This window comes from Microbacterium sp. MPR-TSA4 (assembly GCF_058792815.1).
The window spans coordinates 1-15,765 of record NZ_JBXAFF010000056.1 but is presented as its reverse complement, the minus strand read 5'-3'; the positions used below and the strand labels follow the sequence as shown (position 1 = coordinate 15,765).

The following is a 15,765-nucleotide window of genomic DNA, read 5'->3' as shown; positions in this document are numbered from 1 at the left end:
GGGCAGGGGCGGGGACCGTACCCTTGACGGCATGCGCCTCTGCCTGGCCTCCACCTCGCCCGCCCGCCTGATGCTCATGCGGCAGGCGGGGATCGAACCGATCCTGCGCGCCCCGCAGGTGGACGAGGAGGCCGTCATCGCCGCGGTCGAGGCGAGCGAGCACCGGGTGCTGCCGCCGGACGAGCACGTGCTGCTGCTGGCCCGGCGCAAGGCGGCCGACGTCGCGGCCGCGCTCGTGCGCGACGATCCCGACTTCGACGGACTCGTCGTCGGGGGCGATTCGATGTTCGAGATCGACGGACAGGTGCTCGGCAAGCCGCTGCGGCCGGAGGTCGCGGTCGCGCGGTGGGAGCAGATGAGAGGACGCACCGGCATCCTGCACTCGGGGCACAGCGTCATCCGGGTGGCCCCGGGGATGCCGCCGCGCGAGGAGCACGCCGTCGCCGCGGCGTCGGTGGGTTTCGTCGCCGACGTCTCCGACGCCGAGATCGCCGCCTACGTCGCGACCGGCGAGCCGTTGCAGGTGGCGGGGGCGTTCACCGTCGACAGCCTCGGCGGTCCGTTCATCGACCGGGTCGAGGGCGACCCCTCCACGGTCGTCGGGATGTCGCTGTCGACCGTCCGCCGGCTCTGCGCGCGGCTCGGGGTCGTCTGGACCGATCTGTGGGCACCGCCCGAGCAGGCGCCGGAGGCGGCGGCGTCTTCGTAGGCTCTCGCACACGATTTCCCGACGATCTTGTGCGGGTGATCCAAATGCGGGGGGTCGGACGTGGGTAGGCTGACATCCATGCCACGCTCACTGGACCTGGCGGCCGCGCGCCCGCAGATCACCAAAGTGCTCATTGCGAACCGCGGCGAGATCGCCGTCCGGGTGATCCGGGCCGCCCGCGACTCCGGCCGCGGGTCGGTCGCGGTGTACGCCGATCAGGACCGCGACGCGATGCACGCGAAACTCGCGGACGAGGCCTACGCCCTCGAGGGCGCCACGAGCGCGGACACCTACCTCTCGATCGAGAAGATCCTCTCCGTCGCCCGCCGCTCCGGCGCCGACGCGGTGCACCCCGGCTACGGCTTCCTCGCGGAGAACGCCGAGTTCGCCCGCGCCGTGATCGCCGCCGGCCTCGTCTGGATCGGCCCGTCGCCCGAGGCCATCGAGGCGCTCGGCGACAAGGTCACCGCCCGCCACGTCGCCGAGAAGGTCGGCGCCCCGCTGGCGCCGGGCACGCCCGGGCCCGTGGCCGGAGCCGACGAGGTCATCGCGTTCGCCGAGCAGGTCGGCCTGCCGATCGCGATCAAGGCCGCCTACGGCGGCGGCGGACGCGGGCTGAAGGTCGCCCGCGAGCTGGACGAGGTCGCCGAGCTGTTCGAGTCGGCCACGCGCGAGGCGGTCGCCGCCTTCGGCCGCGGCGAGTGCTTCGTGGAGAAGTACCTCGACAAGCCCCGTCACGTCGAGACCCAGTGCCTCGCGGATGCCGAGGGCAACGTCGTCGTGGTCTCGACGCGCGACTGCTCGCTGCAGCGCCGTCACCAAAAGCTCGTGGAGGAGGCGCCGGCGCCGTTCCTCACCGAGGAGCAGAACCGCACGCTCTACGACTCCTCCAAGGCGATCCTGCGCGAGGTCGGCTACGTGGGCGCGGGAACGTGCGAGTTCCTCATCGGCGCCGACGGCACGATCTCGTTCCTCGAGGTCAACACCCGGCTGCAGGTGGAGCACCCCGTGTCCGAGGAGGTCACCGGCATCGATCTCGTGCGCGAGCAGTTCCGCCTCGCCGAGGGCGGTGTGCTCGACTACGACGACCCCCAGCCGACCGGCCACTCGATCGAGTTCCGCATCAACGGCGAAGACCCGGGGCGCGGCTTCCTCCCCCAGCCCGGCCGCATCCACCAGTTCAAGACCTTCGGCGGCCCCGGCATCCGTCTGGACTCCGGCGTCACCGCCGGCGACAGCGTCTCGGGCGCGTTCGACTCGCTACTCGGCAAGCTCATCGTCACCGGCCGCGACCGCGCGGAGGCGCTCGAGCGTTCGCGCCGCGCGCTCGACGAGTTCGAGGTCGCCGGCATGCCCACCGTGCTGCCCTTCCACCGCAAGGTGGTGCGCGACCCCGCCTTCACCGCGGAGGACGGCCGCTTCGGCGTGTTCACGCGCTGGATCGAGACCGAGTTCGTCAACGACATCGCCCCGTGGGACGGCGAGGCGGAGTCCCCGGCGGAGGCCGAGCCGCGCCACACCGTCGTCGTCGAGGTGTCGGGCAAGCGTCTCGAGGTGAGCCTTCCCGACCGCATCGCGGTCGCTCCCGCGAAGATCGGTCGCCCGGTCGCCGTGCCGCCGTCGCGCCGCTCGCACGCCCCGTCGGTGTCCTCGGGCGCGTCGGGCGACGCCGTCAAGGCGCCGATGCAGGCCACGATCGTCAAGGTCGCGGTCGAGGACGGGCAGCCCGTCGTCAAGGGCGACCTCGTCGTTGTCCTCGAGGCCATGAAGATGGAGCAGCCGATTCAGGCGCACAAGGACGGCGTCGTCGGCGCCATCAACGCCGACCCGGGAACCACCGTGTCCGCCGGCCACCAGCTGCTCACGATCTCCTGACATGACCGCCCGGCGCCGCCGTCTCGCCCTGGTCGCGGCCGCGGCATCCGCCGTCGTGCTCGTCGGCTGCAGCGCGGGCCCCTCCGACGCGGACCGCGCGGCATGGTCGGCCTGGTCGGAGTCGGTCATCGGCTCGGCGCCGGACACGGCCGTCGGCGGCATGCTCGCGGCGGTCGAGGGCGGGCCCGCGGCGACGCTGGACTTCGCCGAGCCGAGCCCGTTCCGCGCGGTCGAGCTGCGCTGCATCGGCGCCGACCGCGCACAGTTCGCCCTCGTCTACACGGCGGGCGGACAGACCCTCAGCACCACCCAGGACATCGTCTGCCAGCAGGGCGCCCTGCGCACACCCATCGCGATCCCCACCGCCGTGCAGAACCTGACGGCCATCAGCGTGTCGGCGACCTCTCCCGAGGGCACCGGCATGTGGACCGCCCAGGTGCAGCACTAGCCGTCGCGTTCACCCCGCGGCGGGCGGCGCAGGCGGATGCCGGCCCCCGGCCGGTCAGCCGAAGAAGTCGTCGTCGCGGTTGACGAGGTGCATCGCGCGCGTGGCGTCGGTGATCGAGCCGCTCAACGAGGGGAACACCGCGAACACGCGCGAGACCTGATCGACGGTCAGGCGCCGCTCGACGGCGATCGCGATGGGGTAGATCAGCTCCGACGCCCGCGGGGCGACGATCACGCCGCCGATCACGGTGCCGCTGCCCTCGCGCGCGATGATCTTGACGAAGCCGTCCTTGATCCCCATCATCTTCGCGCGCGCGTTGGCGGTCAGCGGGAGCTTGTAGACGTAGCCGTTGATCGCGCCGGTCTCCAGGTCCTTCTCCTGCCGTCCGACGGTCGCGATCTCCGGCGCCGTGAAGATGTTCGCGGTGATCCGGCGGCGCTCCAGCGGGATGACGGTGTCGCCCAGGGCGTGGAAGATCGCGGTGCGCCCCTGCATCGAGGCGACGGAGGCGAGCGGGACGAAGGTCGTGCAGTCGCCGGCGGCGTAGATGTTGGGAACCGACGTGCGCGCGACCCGGTTGACGCGGATGTGACCGGAGTCGGTCAGCTGGACGCCGGCATCCTCGAGGCCGATGCCGGCGGTGTTCGGGATCGATCCGACGGCGAGCAGGCAGTGGCTGCCTTCGACGGTGCGCCCGTCCGAGAGGGTCACGACCACGCCGTCGCCGGCGCGCTGCACACTGTCGGCGCGCGACTTCGAGAGCACCGTCATCCCGCCGCGGGTGAACACCTTCTCCAGGACGGCGGCGGCGTCGGCATCCTCGCCGGGCAGCACCTGATCGCGACTGGAGATGAGCGTGACCTTCGCCCCGAGGTTCATGTAGGCCGACGCGAACTCCGCGCCGGTGACGCCCGAGCCGACGACGATGAGGTGCTCGGGAAGCGCCTTCATGTCGTAGAGCTGGGTCCACGTGAGGATGCGCTGGCCGTCGGGCTTGGCCGTCGGCAGCTCGCGCGGCGAGGCGCCCACGGCGACGACGAGCGTGTCCGCCTCGACGCGGTCGAAGTCGGTGCCGCCGGGGCCGGTGGCGACCACGAGGGCATGATGGCCGTCGAGGCGTCCGTGGCCGGAGATGATCCGCACGCCCGCATCGACGAGCTGGGCCCGCATGTCGTCGGACTGCTGTCGGGCCAGCGACAGCAGGCGCTTGTTGACGGCGGCGAGATTGATCGCGACCTCGGGCTTGAGCGCGACGCCGCTCTCCCCCTTCGCGAAGAACTGGACCCCGAGGTCGGACGCCTCGGAGATCGCGACCGCGGCATCGGCCGTGGCGATGAGGCTCTTGGAGGGGACCACGTCGGTGATCACGGCGGCACCGCCGACACCCGCGCGCTCGACGAGGGTGACGTCCGCGCCGAGCTGCGCGGCGGCGAGCGCCGCCTCGTAGCCGCCGGGGCCGCCACCGAGGACGGCGACGGACTGGGTGTTCACGAAGCTCGACGACATTGCTCCATTCTCTCAGGCGCCGGCATCCGGGATGTCGCCCGCCGGCGACGGGGCGGCCGCGGCGGAGCGAGTGGCCCGGGGCGGTCCGTGTTCCTAGAGTGGGAGGATGTCCGACATGAACAGCAATCCGCTCGACGATCCCGCCGCCGACCCCTTCGAGATCGCGGCGCGCGCCGCGGGCGACATCGCCCGCCTCACGGGCGTCGAGCACCACGACATCGCCCTCACGCTCGGCAGCGGCTGGGGCAAGGCCGCCGACCTCGTGGGCGAGACGACCGCGACCGTTCCGGCCACCGAGATCACGGGGTTCAGCGCACCGGCGCTGGCCGGACACGTCGGATCGATCCGCAGCATCCTCACGCCGACCGGCACGCGCGTGCTCGTCATCGGGGCCCGCACCCACTACTACGAGGGCCACGGCGTACGTCGCGTCGTGCACAGCGTCCGCACCGCGGCGGCGACCGGCGCGAAGACGATGGTGCTCACCAACGGCGCCGGCGGCATCAAGCAGACGTGGACGCCGGGAACCCCCGTGCTCATCAGCGACCACATCAACCTCACGGCGGACTCGCCCCTGGAGGGCGCGACCTTCATCGACCTCACCGACCTGTACTCCTCGCGCCTGCGCGAGATCGCCCGCAGCGTCGACCCGACCCTCGACGAGGGCGTCTATTGCCAGTTCCGCGGACCGCACTACGAGACCCCGGCCGAGGTGCAGATGGCGAAGGCGATCGGCGGCCACATCGTCGGCATGTCGACGGCCCTGGAGGCCATCGCCGCCCGGCAGGCGGGCATGGAGGTGCTCGGCTTCTCGCTCATCACGAACCTCGCCGCCGGCATCCAGAAGACCCCGCTCAGCCACGCCGAGGTCATCGAGGCCGGCCAGGCCGCCGAGCCGGTGATCTCCGCCCTGCTCGCCCGCGTGATCGGTCGGCTGTGAGCGGCGCGGATGCCGCGGGCACCGCGGTCCTCGACGCGGCCCGCGCCTGGCTCGCCCAGGACCCCGACCCCGAGACCCGCGCCGAGCTGACCGCGCTGCTGGATGCCGCCGCGTCGGGGGATGCCGCGGCATCCGCCGATCTGGCCGACCGCTTCGGCGCGCGCCTGAAGTTCGGCACGGCGGGGCTGCGCGGGCGTCTGGGCGCCGGCAGCAACCGCATGAACCGCGTGCTCGTCTCGCAGGCCGCGGCCGGCTTCGCCGCGTACCTGCGGGAGAAGGCCGGCCCCGACGCGACACCGCTCGTCGTGATCGGCTACGACGGCCGCCGCAACTCCGACGTGTTCGCGCGTGACTCCGCCGAGCTGTTCGCGGGAGCGGGGCTGCGCGCGGTGCTGCTGCCGCGGATGCTCCCCACGCCCGTGCTGGCGTTCGCCGTGCGTCACCTCGGCGCCGCCGCCGGCGTGATGGTCACGGCCTCGCACAACCCGCCGGACGACAACGGCTACAAGGTGTACCTGGGCGGCGCGGACGAGGGGTCGCAGATCGTCTCCCCCGCCGACGCCGAGATCGCGGCGCACATCGACCGCGTAGCCGCCGGAGCGGCGGTGCCCGACCTGCCGCGTGGAACGTACGAGATCGCCGAGGAGAGCGTCGTCGAGGCATACGTCGCCGCGACCGCGGCGGTCGCACCCGCGACGGCCGGCGCGGCCGGGATGACCTGGGTCTACACGGCGATGCACGGCGTCGGCTCCGAGACGCTGCACGCCATCCTCGAGCTCGCGGGATACCCGCGGCCGACGGTCGTCGAGGCGCAGATCGCTCCGGACGGCCGCTTCCCCACCGTCGCGTTCCCCAACCCGGAGGAGCCGGGTGCGATGGACCTCGCGTTCGAGACGGCACGGGCGGCGGATGCCGAGTTCGTCATCGCCAACGACCCCGACGCCGACCGTCTCGCGGTCGCCCTCCCCGACCCGTCCGCGGACGGCGGGTGGCGGGCGCTCACCGGCAACGAGATCGGGCTGCTGCTCGGCTGGCGCGCGGCCGCCCGGGCGGCCGAACGCGGGGAGACGGGGTCGCTCGCGTGCTCGCTCGTCTCCTCTCCCGGACTGCAGGCGGTCGCCGAGCACTACGGACTGGACTTCCACGCGACCCTCACCGGTTTCAAGTGGATCTCCCGCGCTCCCGGCATCCTCTTCGGGTTCGAGGAGGCCCTGGGCTACCTCGTCAACCCGGAGACGGTGCGCGACAAGGACGGCATCTCGGCGGCGATCGCGATCCTCGGCATGATCGCCGAGGCGCGCGAGCGGGGCGAGGGGCTGGGCGATCTGCTGCGACGCTTCCAGGACACGTTCGGCTTCTTCGCCTCGGGCCAGGTCTCCCTGCGCGTCGACGACCTGTCGGTCATCGGGCGCATCATGTCCGCTCTGCGCGCCGCCCCGCCGGTGCGGCTCGGGGAGGTCGCGGTCGAGCGGATCGACGATCTGCTGACGGGCGTCGACGGGTTCCCGCCCGGCGACGTGCTGCGGCTGTGGCTCGACGACGGCTCGCGACTGATCGTGCGCCCGAGCGGCACCGAGCCCAAGCTGAAGGCGTACCTCGACGTGCGCGGCACGTCGGCCGCCGACGCCCAGGCCCGCCTCGCCGCCCTCGACGCCGCCACCCGCGCCCTCATCGCCGCCCGCTCCTGACTCCCGCGAGCCGCCATCCCCCGGCGAGCCGCCACGCCCCGGGCGGGCCGCGCCATGGCGGCTCGGCCGGGTCGTGGCGGCTCGGCGGAGGGGGGAGGGAGAAGAAGAAGAAGAAGAAGGGGGGAGCTAGCCGTCTACGACGGCGACGAGCTCGTCCAGGAAGGGGGTGAAGGTGGTGCCGCGGCGGACGATGCGCTGCACGCTGTCGCGTTCGCTGAACACCTCGACGAGCTGCTCGAACACGGTCTGGAACGCCTCGCGGTCGCTCTCTGAGAAGGCGACCATCGCGATCACCTGCACGCGCCCCTCGCCCCACGCCATCGACGGGTCGGCGATCGCGACGGCGATCGCCGTGCGGGTCGCGGTCATCCCGATCGCGTGCGGCACGGCCAGCGCGTCGGTGAACGCGGTCGATGACAGACGCTCCCGCTCGAGGGTGCGCGTGACGTAGTCGTCGTCGATCACGCCCTGCGCGACCAGCCGGGCGCCGAGGTCGCGGATGACGCTCTCCTCGTCGGCATCCGCATCGACCCGCCCCACGAAGGCGTCGGCCGAGAAGTAGCGCCCGAGCTCGTCGCGAAGCCGGGCCAGACGCCGTCCCCGCCGCACGCGCCCCGCCGCGGCCTGCACCCGCTCGATGTCCGACTCGGTGAGGAACGGCTGGATGCGCACGATGCCGTCGCCCGCGAAGGGCGGATCGATCGTGGTCAGGATGAGGTCGGTGTGGATCGCGCTCCAGTCGGGATCGGCCCGCGTGTCGACGCCGACGACGTCGACCGACTGGCCGAGGGAACGGTCGACGCTCGAGCGCAGCAGCTCGTGCAGCTCGTAGTACCCGGGGCACACGATCGTCGCCGTCAGCACCGTCCCGGCGTGCCGGCTGCGCTCCAGTTGCCCTCCGACGTGCATCGCGATGTAGGCGATCTCGTCGTCGAGAAGCGGGATGCCGAGGAGCCCCCGCAAGCCGTCGGCGATGAAGACCGCGACCTCGAAGATCATCGGATAGGTCGCCTTGAGCGATCGGGTGAGGGGGTTGCGCGACCAAGCCTGCTCCTGGGCGCGCAGTCGCAGGTTCTGCACGTGCAGCGCGAGACGCAGCACGAAGTCCTCGTGCTCGATGTCGACGAGGAACTCCACCGCCGCACGGTGCACCACGTCGCGGACGGCGCTCTCGACGTCGGGCTGCAGCCCGGCGCGGGTGACGGATGCCGCTTCACCCGGACCCGGCGCCACGACACGGCCGAGGACGAGCGCGGCGAGGTGGCGGCGGTCGCCCGCGCCGAGCCGCAGCCCGAGGTGGTGGCCGCACAGCGCGTCGAGCAGGTCGCCCACCTGCTCCTGTGCCGGTGTGGCCGCGTCGACCGCGGCGGTCTCGAGGGCACGGTCGTGGGCCACGCGGTCGGCGGTGATCGCGACGTGCATCATGACGTCGCCGATGCCGAACTCGTTGACGAAGAAGCCGAGGTCGCGCAGCCCCGCCACGAGGTCGGCCTTGAAGGGACCGAACACCGCTTCGCCGATGGACCCCGCGCCCAGGCTGCGCCGGAGCGCGTCGAGGTCGAACGCGCCGTCGTCGGTCTCGTCGTGGGCGAGCCGGCTGAGCAGGCGGCGCTGGGCCATCTCCGTGCCGCGCAGGCGCGCGCGCGAGCCGGTGCGTTCGAGGGTCAGCTCGGTGTCGCCCAGCAGGGCGCGGACGCGGGCGAGGTCGCCCTCCAGGGTCGCCGGACTCACGTGGAACCCGTCGGCCGTCTCGTACACGTCGATTCCCTCACGACCCGACAGCAGGCTCCGCACCAGCCGATGGACGCGCTCGCGCGGCGTCGCGGTGTCGACGGCGGCACGCAGCGCGAGCGGCGCCTCGGCGCCCGCACGGTAGCCGAGCGGGCCCGACTCCACGACCCCTCCGCCGGGGACGCGGGCGTTCAAGGCCGTGACGTAGCTGCGGATGCTGCGCGGTGTGACGCCCACGATGTCGGCCAGCTCTCCGGCGGTCAGCCAGTCGCCCTCCCGCGCGAGGAGCGCGATGACACGGTCCTGTCGCGCTCTGCTCACGTGTTCCAGTCAACCATGCCCACCGTCGGGTGTTTCCGCCCCCGCGGAAACAGGTGTGGTTGTCGCCTCCCAGGCCTTTCACAAGAATGGCGGAGAAGGAGGCGGATCGATGAGGATCCTCGTTGTGTGCGGCGCGGGAGCGTCGAGCACGTTCGTGGCGCAGCGTGTCCGACACGCGGCGCAGGCGGCCGGGCGCGAGCTCAGCGCCGTCGCCGGCACCGAGCAGTCGCTCCCGATCGACATCGCTGCCGCAGACGTCGTGCTCGTGGGCCCCCACCTGCAGGACAGCCTGGACCGCATCCGTCGCGAAGCGGAGACGCGTCGCGCGCGGGTCATCCTCCTTCCCCCCGACATCTACAGCGACCTCCACGGCACGCGCACCCTCGCGCTCGTCGACGAGGTGCTGGCGACCGGCCGAGAACAGACCGCCCCGACGGAGAGGAACCCCGCATGAGCACCGTGACCCGCACGATCCGCATCGGATCGTCCAATGGATTGCACGCCCGCCCGGCCAAGCTCTTCGCCCAGGCCGTCAAGGACTCGGGCCTGTCCGTGACCATCTCGAAGGGTTCGGGCGCGCCGGTCAACGCCGCCAGCATCCTCGGCGTCATCTCGCTGGGCGCCGAGAAGGGCGACTACGTCACCCTGGCCGCGGAGGGCGACAGCGCGAACGCCGTGCTCGACACCCTGGCCGAGCTGCTCACGACCGACCACGACGAGAACTGAACCGAAAGAGAGATCTGAAGATGAGCGAACTGCGTGGAGTGGGTATCGGACTGGGCGTCGCACAGGGCCCCGTGGCCCGCATGGCGGACCCGCTGCCGGCCCCCGCGGACGTCCCCAGCACCCTCACCCCCGACGAGGAGCTCGCCCGCGTGCGCGAGGCGGTCGCGGCGGTGGCCCGCGAGCTGGAGGACCGCGGTTCGAAGGCCGGCGGCCTCGCCCGCGACGTCCTGGAGGCGCAGGCGATGATGGCCGAGGACCCGACGCTCGACGCGGAGGTCTCCACGCGGGTGAACGCCGGCAAGACCGGCGAGTTCGCCGTCCACGAGGCGTTCGCGAGCTTCCGCGACAGCCTGGCCGCGATGGGCGGCTACCTCGGCGAGCGCGCCGCGGACCTCGACGACGTCGCACAGCGGGTCATCGCCCGCCTGCGCGGGCTGCCCGCACCGGGCGTCCCCGACCCCGGCCACCCGTTCGTGCTCGTCGCGAAGGACCTCGCTCCCGCCGACACCGCCCTGCTCGACCTCGACCAGGTGCTCGCCCTCGTCACGACGGACGGCGGCCCCACGTCGCACACCGCGATCCTGGCGCGCGAGAAGTCCATCGTCGCCGTCGTCGGCGCCGCCGCGGCGAAGGACCTGGTCGACGGACAGACCGTCATCGTGGATGCCGCGAAGGGCGTCATCACGACCGACCCCACCTCCGACGAGCTCGCCCAGGCCCAGCACCGCGCCGACACCCGCGCGGCCGCCGGCTCGGCGCCGCTCACCCCGGGCGCGCTGAAGGACGGCCACGCCGTGCCGCTGCTGGCCAACCTCGGCAAGCCGGGCGGGGCCGCTCAGGCCGTCGAGCTGGGCGCCGAGGGCGTCGGGCTGTTCCGCACCGAGTTCCTGTTCCTCTCCGCGACCCAGGCCCCCACCGTCGAGGAGCAGACCGCGTCGTACACCGAGCTGCTGCAGGCGTTCCCCGGCAAGAAGGTCGTGGTCCGGGCGCTCGACGCGGGCGCCGACAAGCCGCTCGCGTTCCTCAACGACGCCCACGAGGACAACCCGGCGCTGGGGCTCCGGGGCCTGCGCGCCCTCCGCGCGAGCGAGGACATCCTGCGCGAGCAGCTGACGGCCCTCGCCAACGCGGATGCCGCGAGCGACGCGGACCTGTGGGTCATGGCGCCGATGGTCTCGACGGTCGAGGAGACGGAGTACTTCGTCACCCTCGCGAAGGAGTACGGCATCAAGACCGCGGGTGTCATGGTCGAGGTGCCGTCGTCGGCGATCCAGGCCGCGCGGATCCTGCAGCTCGCGGACTTCGCCTCGATCGGCACGAACGACCTCACCCAGTACACGCTGGCCGCCGACCGCCTGCTCGGCTCGGTCGCGTCGTATCAGGACCCCTGGCACCCCGCCGTCCTCCAGCTGATCAAGATGACCGCCGACGGCGGCAAGGCGAACGGCAAGCCGGTGGGCATCTGCGGCGAGGCCGCCGCCGACCCGCTGCTGGCCGTCGTGCTCGTCGGCCTCGGTGCGACCACGCTCTCCATGGCGCCCACGGCGCTCGCGGACGTGCGCGCGTCGCTCCTGCAGTACACCCGCGAGGATGCCGAGCGCATCGCCGCGGCCGCCCTCGCCGCCGATGACGCGGCATCCGCACGATCGGCGGCACAGGCCGCCGCTGAGAACTCCGCCGGCTGACGGCGGAGCACACCCGAAGGGAACACACGACAATGACAACGGCGTCTACGACCTCGACGGGGGTGAACCGCGCGCGCGTCGGCGTGCAGCGGTTCGGCACCTTCCTGTCGGGCATGATCATGCCCAACATCGCGGCATTCATCGCGTGGGGCTTCATCACGATGCTCTTCATCTCCGCGGGCTGGTTGGGCGGCTGGTTCCCCGTCGCCAACCTGCTCGGCGGTTTCGGCGACGCGGCGACCATCAACTGGCAGGGCGCGATGACCGCCCTCGCCCAGGACAAGGACGGCGCGACGTTCACGACGTTCGTCGGCCTGGTCGGCCCGATGGTCACCTATCTGCTGCCCCTGCTGATCGCCAACACCGGCGGTCGGATGGTCTACGGCGAGCGCGGCGGCGTCGTGGCCACGATCGCGACGATGGGTGTCATCGTCGGCACGAACATCCCCATGTTCCTCGGCGCGATGATCATGGGGCCGCTGGCCGCCTGGATCACCAAGCAGATGGACAAGCTCTGGGACGGCAAGATCCGCCCCGGGTTCGAGATGCTGGTGAACAACTTCTCCGCCGGCATCCTGGGCATGCTCCTCGCGATCTTCGGGTTCTTCGCGTTCGGCCCGGTGATGCTGGGCGTGAGCACGTTCCTCGGCGGCATCGTCGGGTGGCTCGTCGACCTCCACCTGCTGCCCGTGCTGTCGGTGATCGTCGAGCCGGCGAAGGTGCTGTTCCTCAACAACGCCATCAACCACGGCGTCTTCACCCCGCTCGGCATCCAGCAGGCGACCGAGGCGGGCAAGTCGATCCTGTTCCTCATCGAGGCCAACCCCGGCCCCGGTGTGGGTCTGCTGCTCGCCTTCACGTTCTTCGGCGTCGGCGCGGCGAAGGCCTCGGCCCCGGGTGCGATCATCATCCAGTTCTTCGGCGGCATCCACGAGATCTACTTCCCGTACGCGCTGAGCAAGCCGATGACGATCCTCGCCCTCATCGCGGGCGGCGCGACCGGTGTCACCACCAACATGATCTTCAACGGCGGCCTCGCCTTCCCGGCGGCTCCGGGCAGCATCATCGCGGTGACCGCGGCGGCGCTGACCCCCGAGGCCGGCGGCGTCGGCAACCTCCTCGTGGTCTACCTGTCGGTGGTCCTCGCGGCGGCGGTGACCTTCCTCGTGACCGGCGTCATCCTGCGGGCCTCGCGCAAGCGCGACCTCGCGGCCGAAGCAGCCTCCAGCGCCTCCTTCGAGGCGGCCATCGCGCAGACCGAGGCGAACAAGGGCAAGAGCTCGGCGACGCTCGCGAACCTGCGTGCGGGTGCCGCGTCGAACGCGGGGCTCGAGGGCGACACGTCGACGCTCGCCGCCGACCGCGCCGCCGACGCCGTCGCGACGGAGACGCTGGCCCCCGCCGGTCGGGTGACGAACATCGTGTTCGCCTGCGACGCCGGCATGGGCTCCTCGGCGATGGGCGCGAGCGTGCTGCGCAACAAGATCAAGAAGGCCGGCGTCGACGACGTCTCGGTCACCAACAAGGCGATCGCGAACCTCGACGGCAGCGAGGACCTCGTCATCACCCAGCAGCAGCTGACCGACCGCGCCCGCGGGCGCACACCGAACGCGACGCACGTCTCGGTGGACAACTTCATGAACTCGCCGAAGTACGACGAGGTCGTGGACCTGGTCGTGCGGCAGCACGAGAACGGGGCCTGAACGCGTCAGGCCCCCCGCGACCGCCGCGGGGACGGCAGGCGTGATGCCCCGTCCCCGCGGCTCTCGCCCGATACATGATCGCCCCGGCATACGATGACCGGGACGACGACACGAACAGAGACGAGGACGACATGTCACGCGACGTACTGAACGCCGGCCAGGTCCGGATCCACCCCGGATCGGTCACCAAGGAGGAAGCCATGCGCGAGGCGGCCGACATCCTCGAAGCCGCCGGGGCGGTCACCGACGCCTACTTCGATGCGATGCGCCAGCGCGAGCAGACCGTGTCCACCTACATGGGCAACGAGCTGGCCATCCCCCACGGCACGAACGAGACGAAGGATGCGATCCTCGCCTCCGCGCTGTCGTTCGTCCGCTACGACGGCGGCGTGGACTGGGACGGCGAGAAGGTCAGCTTCGTGGTCGGCATCGCCGGCAAGGGCGACGAGCACCTCGACATCCTGTCGCAGATCGCCCTCATCTTCTCGGAGGACGAGGAGGTCGCCCGGCTGAAGGCCGCCAGCAGCCCCGAGGAGCTCTTCGGGCTCCTGGCATCGGTGAACGACTGATGAAGGCCGTCCACTTCGGCGCCGGCAACATCGGCCGCGGCTTCGTGGGCCTCCTCCTGCACGAGGGCGGCTACGAGCTCGTGTTCTCGGATGTCGCGGCATCCCTCGTCGACGCCATCAACGCGGCCGACGAGTACACCGTCCACGAGGTGGGCGACGGCGGCCGCGACACCGTGGTGACCGGCTTCCGCGCGATCGACAGCGCGAACGACGCCCAGGCGCTCATCGACGAGATCGCGACGGCCGACGTCGTGACGACCGCGGTCGGCCCGACGATCCTCCGCTTCGTCGCCCCGCACATCCTCGCGGGACTCGCCCTGCGCGACCCCGCGTTGCCGCCGCTTCAGGTCATGGCGTGCGAGAACGCGATCGGCGCCACCGACACGCTCCGCGACGAGATCCGGGCGCAGGCCGCCGACGCCTGGGATGCGATCTCGGGACGCGCGGTCTTCGCCAACACCGCAGTGGACCGCATCGTGCCGGCCCAGCCGGAGGGGGCGGGGATCGACGTGACCGTCGAGCCCTTCTTCGAGTGGGCGATCGAGCGCCCGCCGTTCGGCGACGACCCGCCGCACATCCCCGGGGCGCATTTCGTGGACGACCTCGCGCCGTACATCGAGCGCAAGCTGTTCACCGTGAACACCGGCCACGCCGCCACCGCGTACTTCGGCGCCCAGGCCGGCGTCGACAAGATCTCCGATGCACTGGCCGAGCCGGTCATCGCCGCGAAGGTCGCCGCCGCCCTCGAGGAGACCTCGGCACTGCTGGTGGCCGTCCACGGTTGGGATGCCGCGGACCTCGCCGACTACCGGGCGACGATCCTCCGTCGGTTCGCGAACCCGGCCCTGCCCGACACGGTCGGCCGCGTCGGACGCCAGCCGCTGCGCAAGCTGTCACGCCACGAGCGTTTCGTCGGTCCGGCCGCCGCGGCGGCGGAACGCGGGCTGTCGACGTCGGCGCTCGTCGCGGCGATGGCCGCCGCCCTCGAGTTCGACGTCGCCGACGACGAGCAGTCCGTCGAGCTGCAGCGACGGCTCCGCGAGGAGGACCCCGCGACGTTCACCGCCGGGGTGACGGGCCTCGAGCCCACGCATCCCCTCTTCGCATCGGTCGAGGACGTGGTGCGGGCGCGGCAGGCGCAGCTCTGACCTGACCCGCCGATCGCGCCGGCAGGTCCCGCCTAGACTGGACGCATGACTGCCCGGACCCGCCGCCGCCGCGTGTGGCGGTGGGTCTTCGGCATCCTGGGCGGCCTCGTGGTCGCCGCCGTCGCAGGCGTGCTGGTGTGGAGCCAGGTGGGCGTCATGGCCGCCGAGGCCGAACCGCTCGCCGCCGTGCGCGCGGATGAGCGCATCGTCATCAGCGACGACGCCGCCGGGATCGTGCTGGCCCCGGCATCCGGCGCGAGCGGCGAGGGCCTCGTGTTCATCCCCGGCGCCAAGGTCGATCCGTGGGCGTACGCCGCGATCCTGTCCGGGCTGGTCACCGACGACGATCTGACCGTCGTGATCACGAAGCCGTGGCTGAACCTGGCGTTCTTCGATCCGCGTTCCCTGTCGACGTTCACCGATCTGGCCCCGGGCGTGGGCAGCTGGCTGGTCGGAGGGCATTCGCTCGGCGGCGTGCGCGCCTGCCAGCTCGCCCCCGATGCCGCCGGCCTCGTGCTGTTCGGCTCGTACTGCGCGAACGACCTGTCGCAGTCGGGACTGCCCGTCGTGAGCATCAGCGGCTCCGAGGACGGCCTGTCGACGCCGCAGAAGATCGCCGACGCCCGCCCGAACCTCCCCGCCGACGCCGATCACCCGGCGCGGCGCGCCGTCGACGGCTACCTGACCCGTCTCGCCGAGAACCTGCAGAGCGATCC

General features: G+C 72.1%; 14 protein-coding genes. 12 read left to right on the top strand and 2 right to left on the bottom strand.

All coding sequences use genetic code 11. From position 1 onward, the window contains the following. Positions 1 to 31: 31 nt before the first annotated feature. From AC1Q49_RS14780 to AC1Q49_RS14770, 3 genes are all read left to right on the top strand, one after another. A complete protein-coding gene (locus AC1Q49_RS14780) occupies positions 32 to 709 on the top strand; it encodes a Maf family protein (RefSeq protein WP_492493076.1) in 678 nt (225 codons plus the stop codon). A 78-nt stretch (positions 710 to 787) separates the two neighbouring features. After that, positions 788 to 2,584 carry an acetyl/propionyl/methylcrotonyl-CoA carboxylase subunit alpha gene (locus AC1Q49_RS14775; RefSeq protein ID WP_101306736.1) on the top strand — a complete coding sequence of 599 codons (1,797 nt, stop codon included), beginning with the start codon at positions 788 to 790 and terminating at the stop codon, positions 2,582 to 2,584. Between the two features lies 1 nt (position 2,585). Continuing rightward, on the top strand, positions 2,586 to 3,032 hold the full coding sequence (locus AC1Q49_RS14770) for a hypothetical protein (protein ID WP_492493074.1): 447 nt from the start codon (positions 2,586 to 2,588) through the stop codon (positions 3,030 to 3,032). Between the two features lie 54 nt (positions 3,033 to 3,086). Here AC1Q49_RS14770 and AC1Q49_RS14765 read toward each other — a convergent pair whose 3' ends face one another. Continuing rightward, positions 3,087 to 4,538: an NAD(P)H-quinone dehydrogenase gene (locus AC1Q49_RS14765; RefSeq protein ID WP_061782051.1), complete on the bottom strand. Its 1,452-nt coding sequence runs from the start codon at positions 4,536 to 4,538 to the stop codon at positions 3,087 to 3,089. Positions 4,539 to 4,644: 106 nt separating this feature from the next. Here AC1Q49_RS14765 and AC1Q49_RS14760 point away from each other — a divergent pair, with 106 nt between their 5' ends. Together AC1Q49_RS14760 and AC1Q49_RS14755 are read left to right on the top strand one after the other, a co-directional pair. Further along, positions 4,645 to 5,478 (top strand): purine-nucleoside phosphorylase, encoded by an 834-nt coding sequence (locus AC1Q49_RS14760; protein ID WP_060960976.1) that lies wholly within the window; start codon positions 4,645 to 4,647, stop codon positions 5,476 to 5,478. After that, the gene (locus tag AC1Q49_RS14755) at positions 5,475 to 7,166 is read left to right on the top strand and encodes a phospho-sugar mutase (protein WP_492493071.1); all 1,692 of its coding nucleotides are present in this window, start codon (positions 5,475 to 5,477) and stop codon (positions 7,164 to 7,166) included. Before AC1Q49_RS14760 ends, AC1Q49_RS14755 begins: the two co-directional genes overlap by 4 nt. 126 nt (positions 7,167 to 7,292) lie before the next feature. Here the strand turns inward: AC1Q49_RS14755 and AC1Q49_RS14750 are convergent, their stop codons facing one another. After that, positions 7,293 to 9,218 (bottom strand): BglG family transcription antiterminator, encoded by a 1,926-nt coding sequence (locus AC1Q49_RS14750; protein WP_492493069.1) that lies wholly within the window; start codon positions 9,216 to 9,218, stop codon positions 7,293 to 7,295. A gap of 109 nt (positions 9,219 to 9,327) precedes the next feature. Here AC1Q49_RS14750 and AC1Q49_RS14745 point away from each other — a divergent pair, with 109 nt between their 5' ends. The 7 genes from AC1Q49_RS14745 to AC1Q49_RS14715 all read left to right on the top strand — a co-directional run. After that, positions 9,328 to 9,672 (top strand): PTS sugar transporter subunit IIB, encoded by a 345-nt coding sequence (locus tag AC1Q49_RS14745; RefSeq protein ID WP_492493067.1) that lies wholly within the window; start codon positions 9,328 to 9,330, stop codon positions 9,670 to 9,672. Beyond that, complete coding sequence (locus AC1Q49_RS14740) at positions 9,669 to 9,944, top strand: HPr family phosphocarrier protein (RefSeq protein WP_060960979.1); 276 nt, start codon at positions 9,669 to 9,671, stop codon at positions 9,942 to 9,944. Before AC1Q49_RS14745 ends, AC1Q49_RS14740 begins: the two co-directional genes overlap by 4 nt. Before the next feature lie 20 nt (positions 9,945 to 9,964). Then, complete coding sequence (gene ptsP, locus AC1Q49_RS14735) at positions 9,965 to 11,629, top strand: phosphoenolpyruvate--protein phosphotransferase (RefSeq protein ID WP_492493065.1); 1,665 nt, start codon at positions 9,965 to 9,967, stop codon at positions 11,627 to 11,629. Between the two features lie 32 nt (positions 11,630 to 11,661). Further along, positions 11,662 to 13,332, top strand: coding sequence for a PTS mannitol transporter subunit IIBC (locus AC1Q49_RS14730; protein WP_492493063.1), 1,671 nt, complete (start codon positions 11,662 to 11,664; stop codon positions 13,330 to 13,332). Positions 13,333 to 13,463: 131 nt separating this feature from the next. After that, on the top strand, positions 13,464 to 13,901 hold the full coding sequence (locus AC1Q49_RS14725; protein WP_492493061.1) for a PTS mannitol transporter subunit IIA: 438 nt from the start codon (positions 13,464 to 13,466) through the stop codon (positions 13,899 to 13,901). Next, positions 13,901 to 15,049 (top strand): mannitol-1-phosphate 5-dehydrogenase, encoded by a 1,149-nt coding sequence (locus AC1Q49_RS14720; protein WP_061782049.1) that lies wholly within the window; start codon positions 13,901 to 13,903, stop codon positions 15,047 to 15,049. The genes AC1Q49_RS14725 and AC1Q49_RS14720 overlap by 1 nt, the downstream gene beginning before the upstream one ends. 45 nt (positions 15,050 to 15,094) lie before the next feature. Beyond that, a partial coding sequence (locus AC1Q49_RS14715; protein WP_492493059.1) for an alpha/beta hydrolase occupies positions 15,095 to 15,765 on the top strand: 671 nt, incomplete at its 3' end.

Bases quoted from the DNA above. Each gene is read 5' to 3' on its own strand.
- AC1Q49_RS14760 (WP_060960976.1), top strand. From the start codon at position 4,645: ATGTCCGACATGAACAGCAATCCGCTCGACGATCCCGCCGCCGACCCC.
- AC1Q49_RS14745 (WP_492493067.1), top strand. From the start codon at position 9,328: ATGAGGATCCTCGTTGTGTGCGGCGCGGGAGCGTCGAGCACGTTCGTG.
- AC1Q49_RS14765 (WP_061782051.1), bottom strand. From the start codon at position 4,538: ATGTCGTCGAGCTTCGTGAACACCCAGTCCGTCGCCGTCCTCGGTGGC.
- AC1Q49_RS14720 (WP_061782049.1), top strand. From the start codon at position 13,901: ATGAAGGCCGTCCACTTCGGCGCCGGCAACATCGGCCGCGGCTTCGTG.
- AC1Q49_RS14775 (WP_101306736.1), top strand. From the start codon at position 788: ATGCCACGCTCACTGGACCTGGCGGCCGCGCGCCCGCAGATCACCAAA.
- AC1Q49_RS14780 (WP_492493076.1), top strand. From the start codon at position 32: ATGCGCCTCTGCCTGGCCTCCACCTCGCCCGCCCGCCTGATGCTCATG.
- AC1Q49_RS14770 (WP_492493074.1), top strand. From the start codon at position 2,586: ATGACCGCCCGGCGCCGCCGTCTCGCCCTGGTCGCGGCCGCGGCATCC.
- AC1Q49_RS14725 (WP_492493061.1), top strand. From the start codon at position 13,464: ATGTCACGCGACGTACTGAACGCCGGCCAGGTCCGGATCCACCCCGGA.
- AC1Q49_RS14740 (WP_060960979.1), top strand. From the start codon at position 9,669: ATGAGCACCGTGACCCGCACGATCCGCATCGGATCGTCCAATGGATTG.
- ptsP (WP_492493065.1), top strand. From the start codon at position 9,965: ATGAGCGAACTGCGTGGAGTGGGTATCGGACTGGGCGTCGCACAGGGC.
- AC1Q49_RS14730 (WP_492493063.1), top strand. From the start codon at position 11,662: ATGACAACGGCGTCTACGACCTCGACGGGGGTGAACCGCGCGCGCGTC.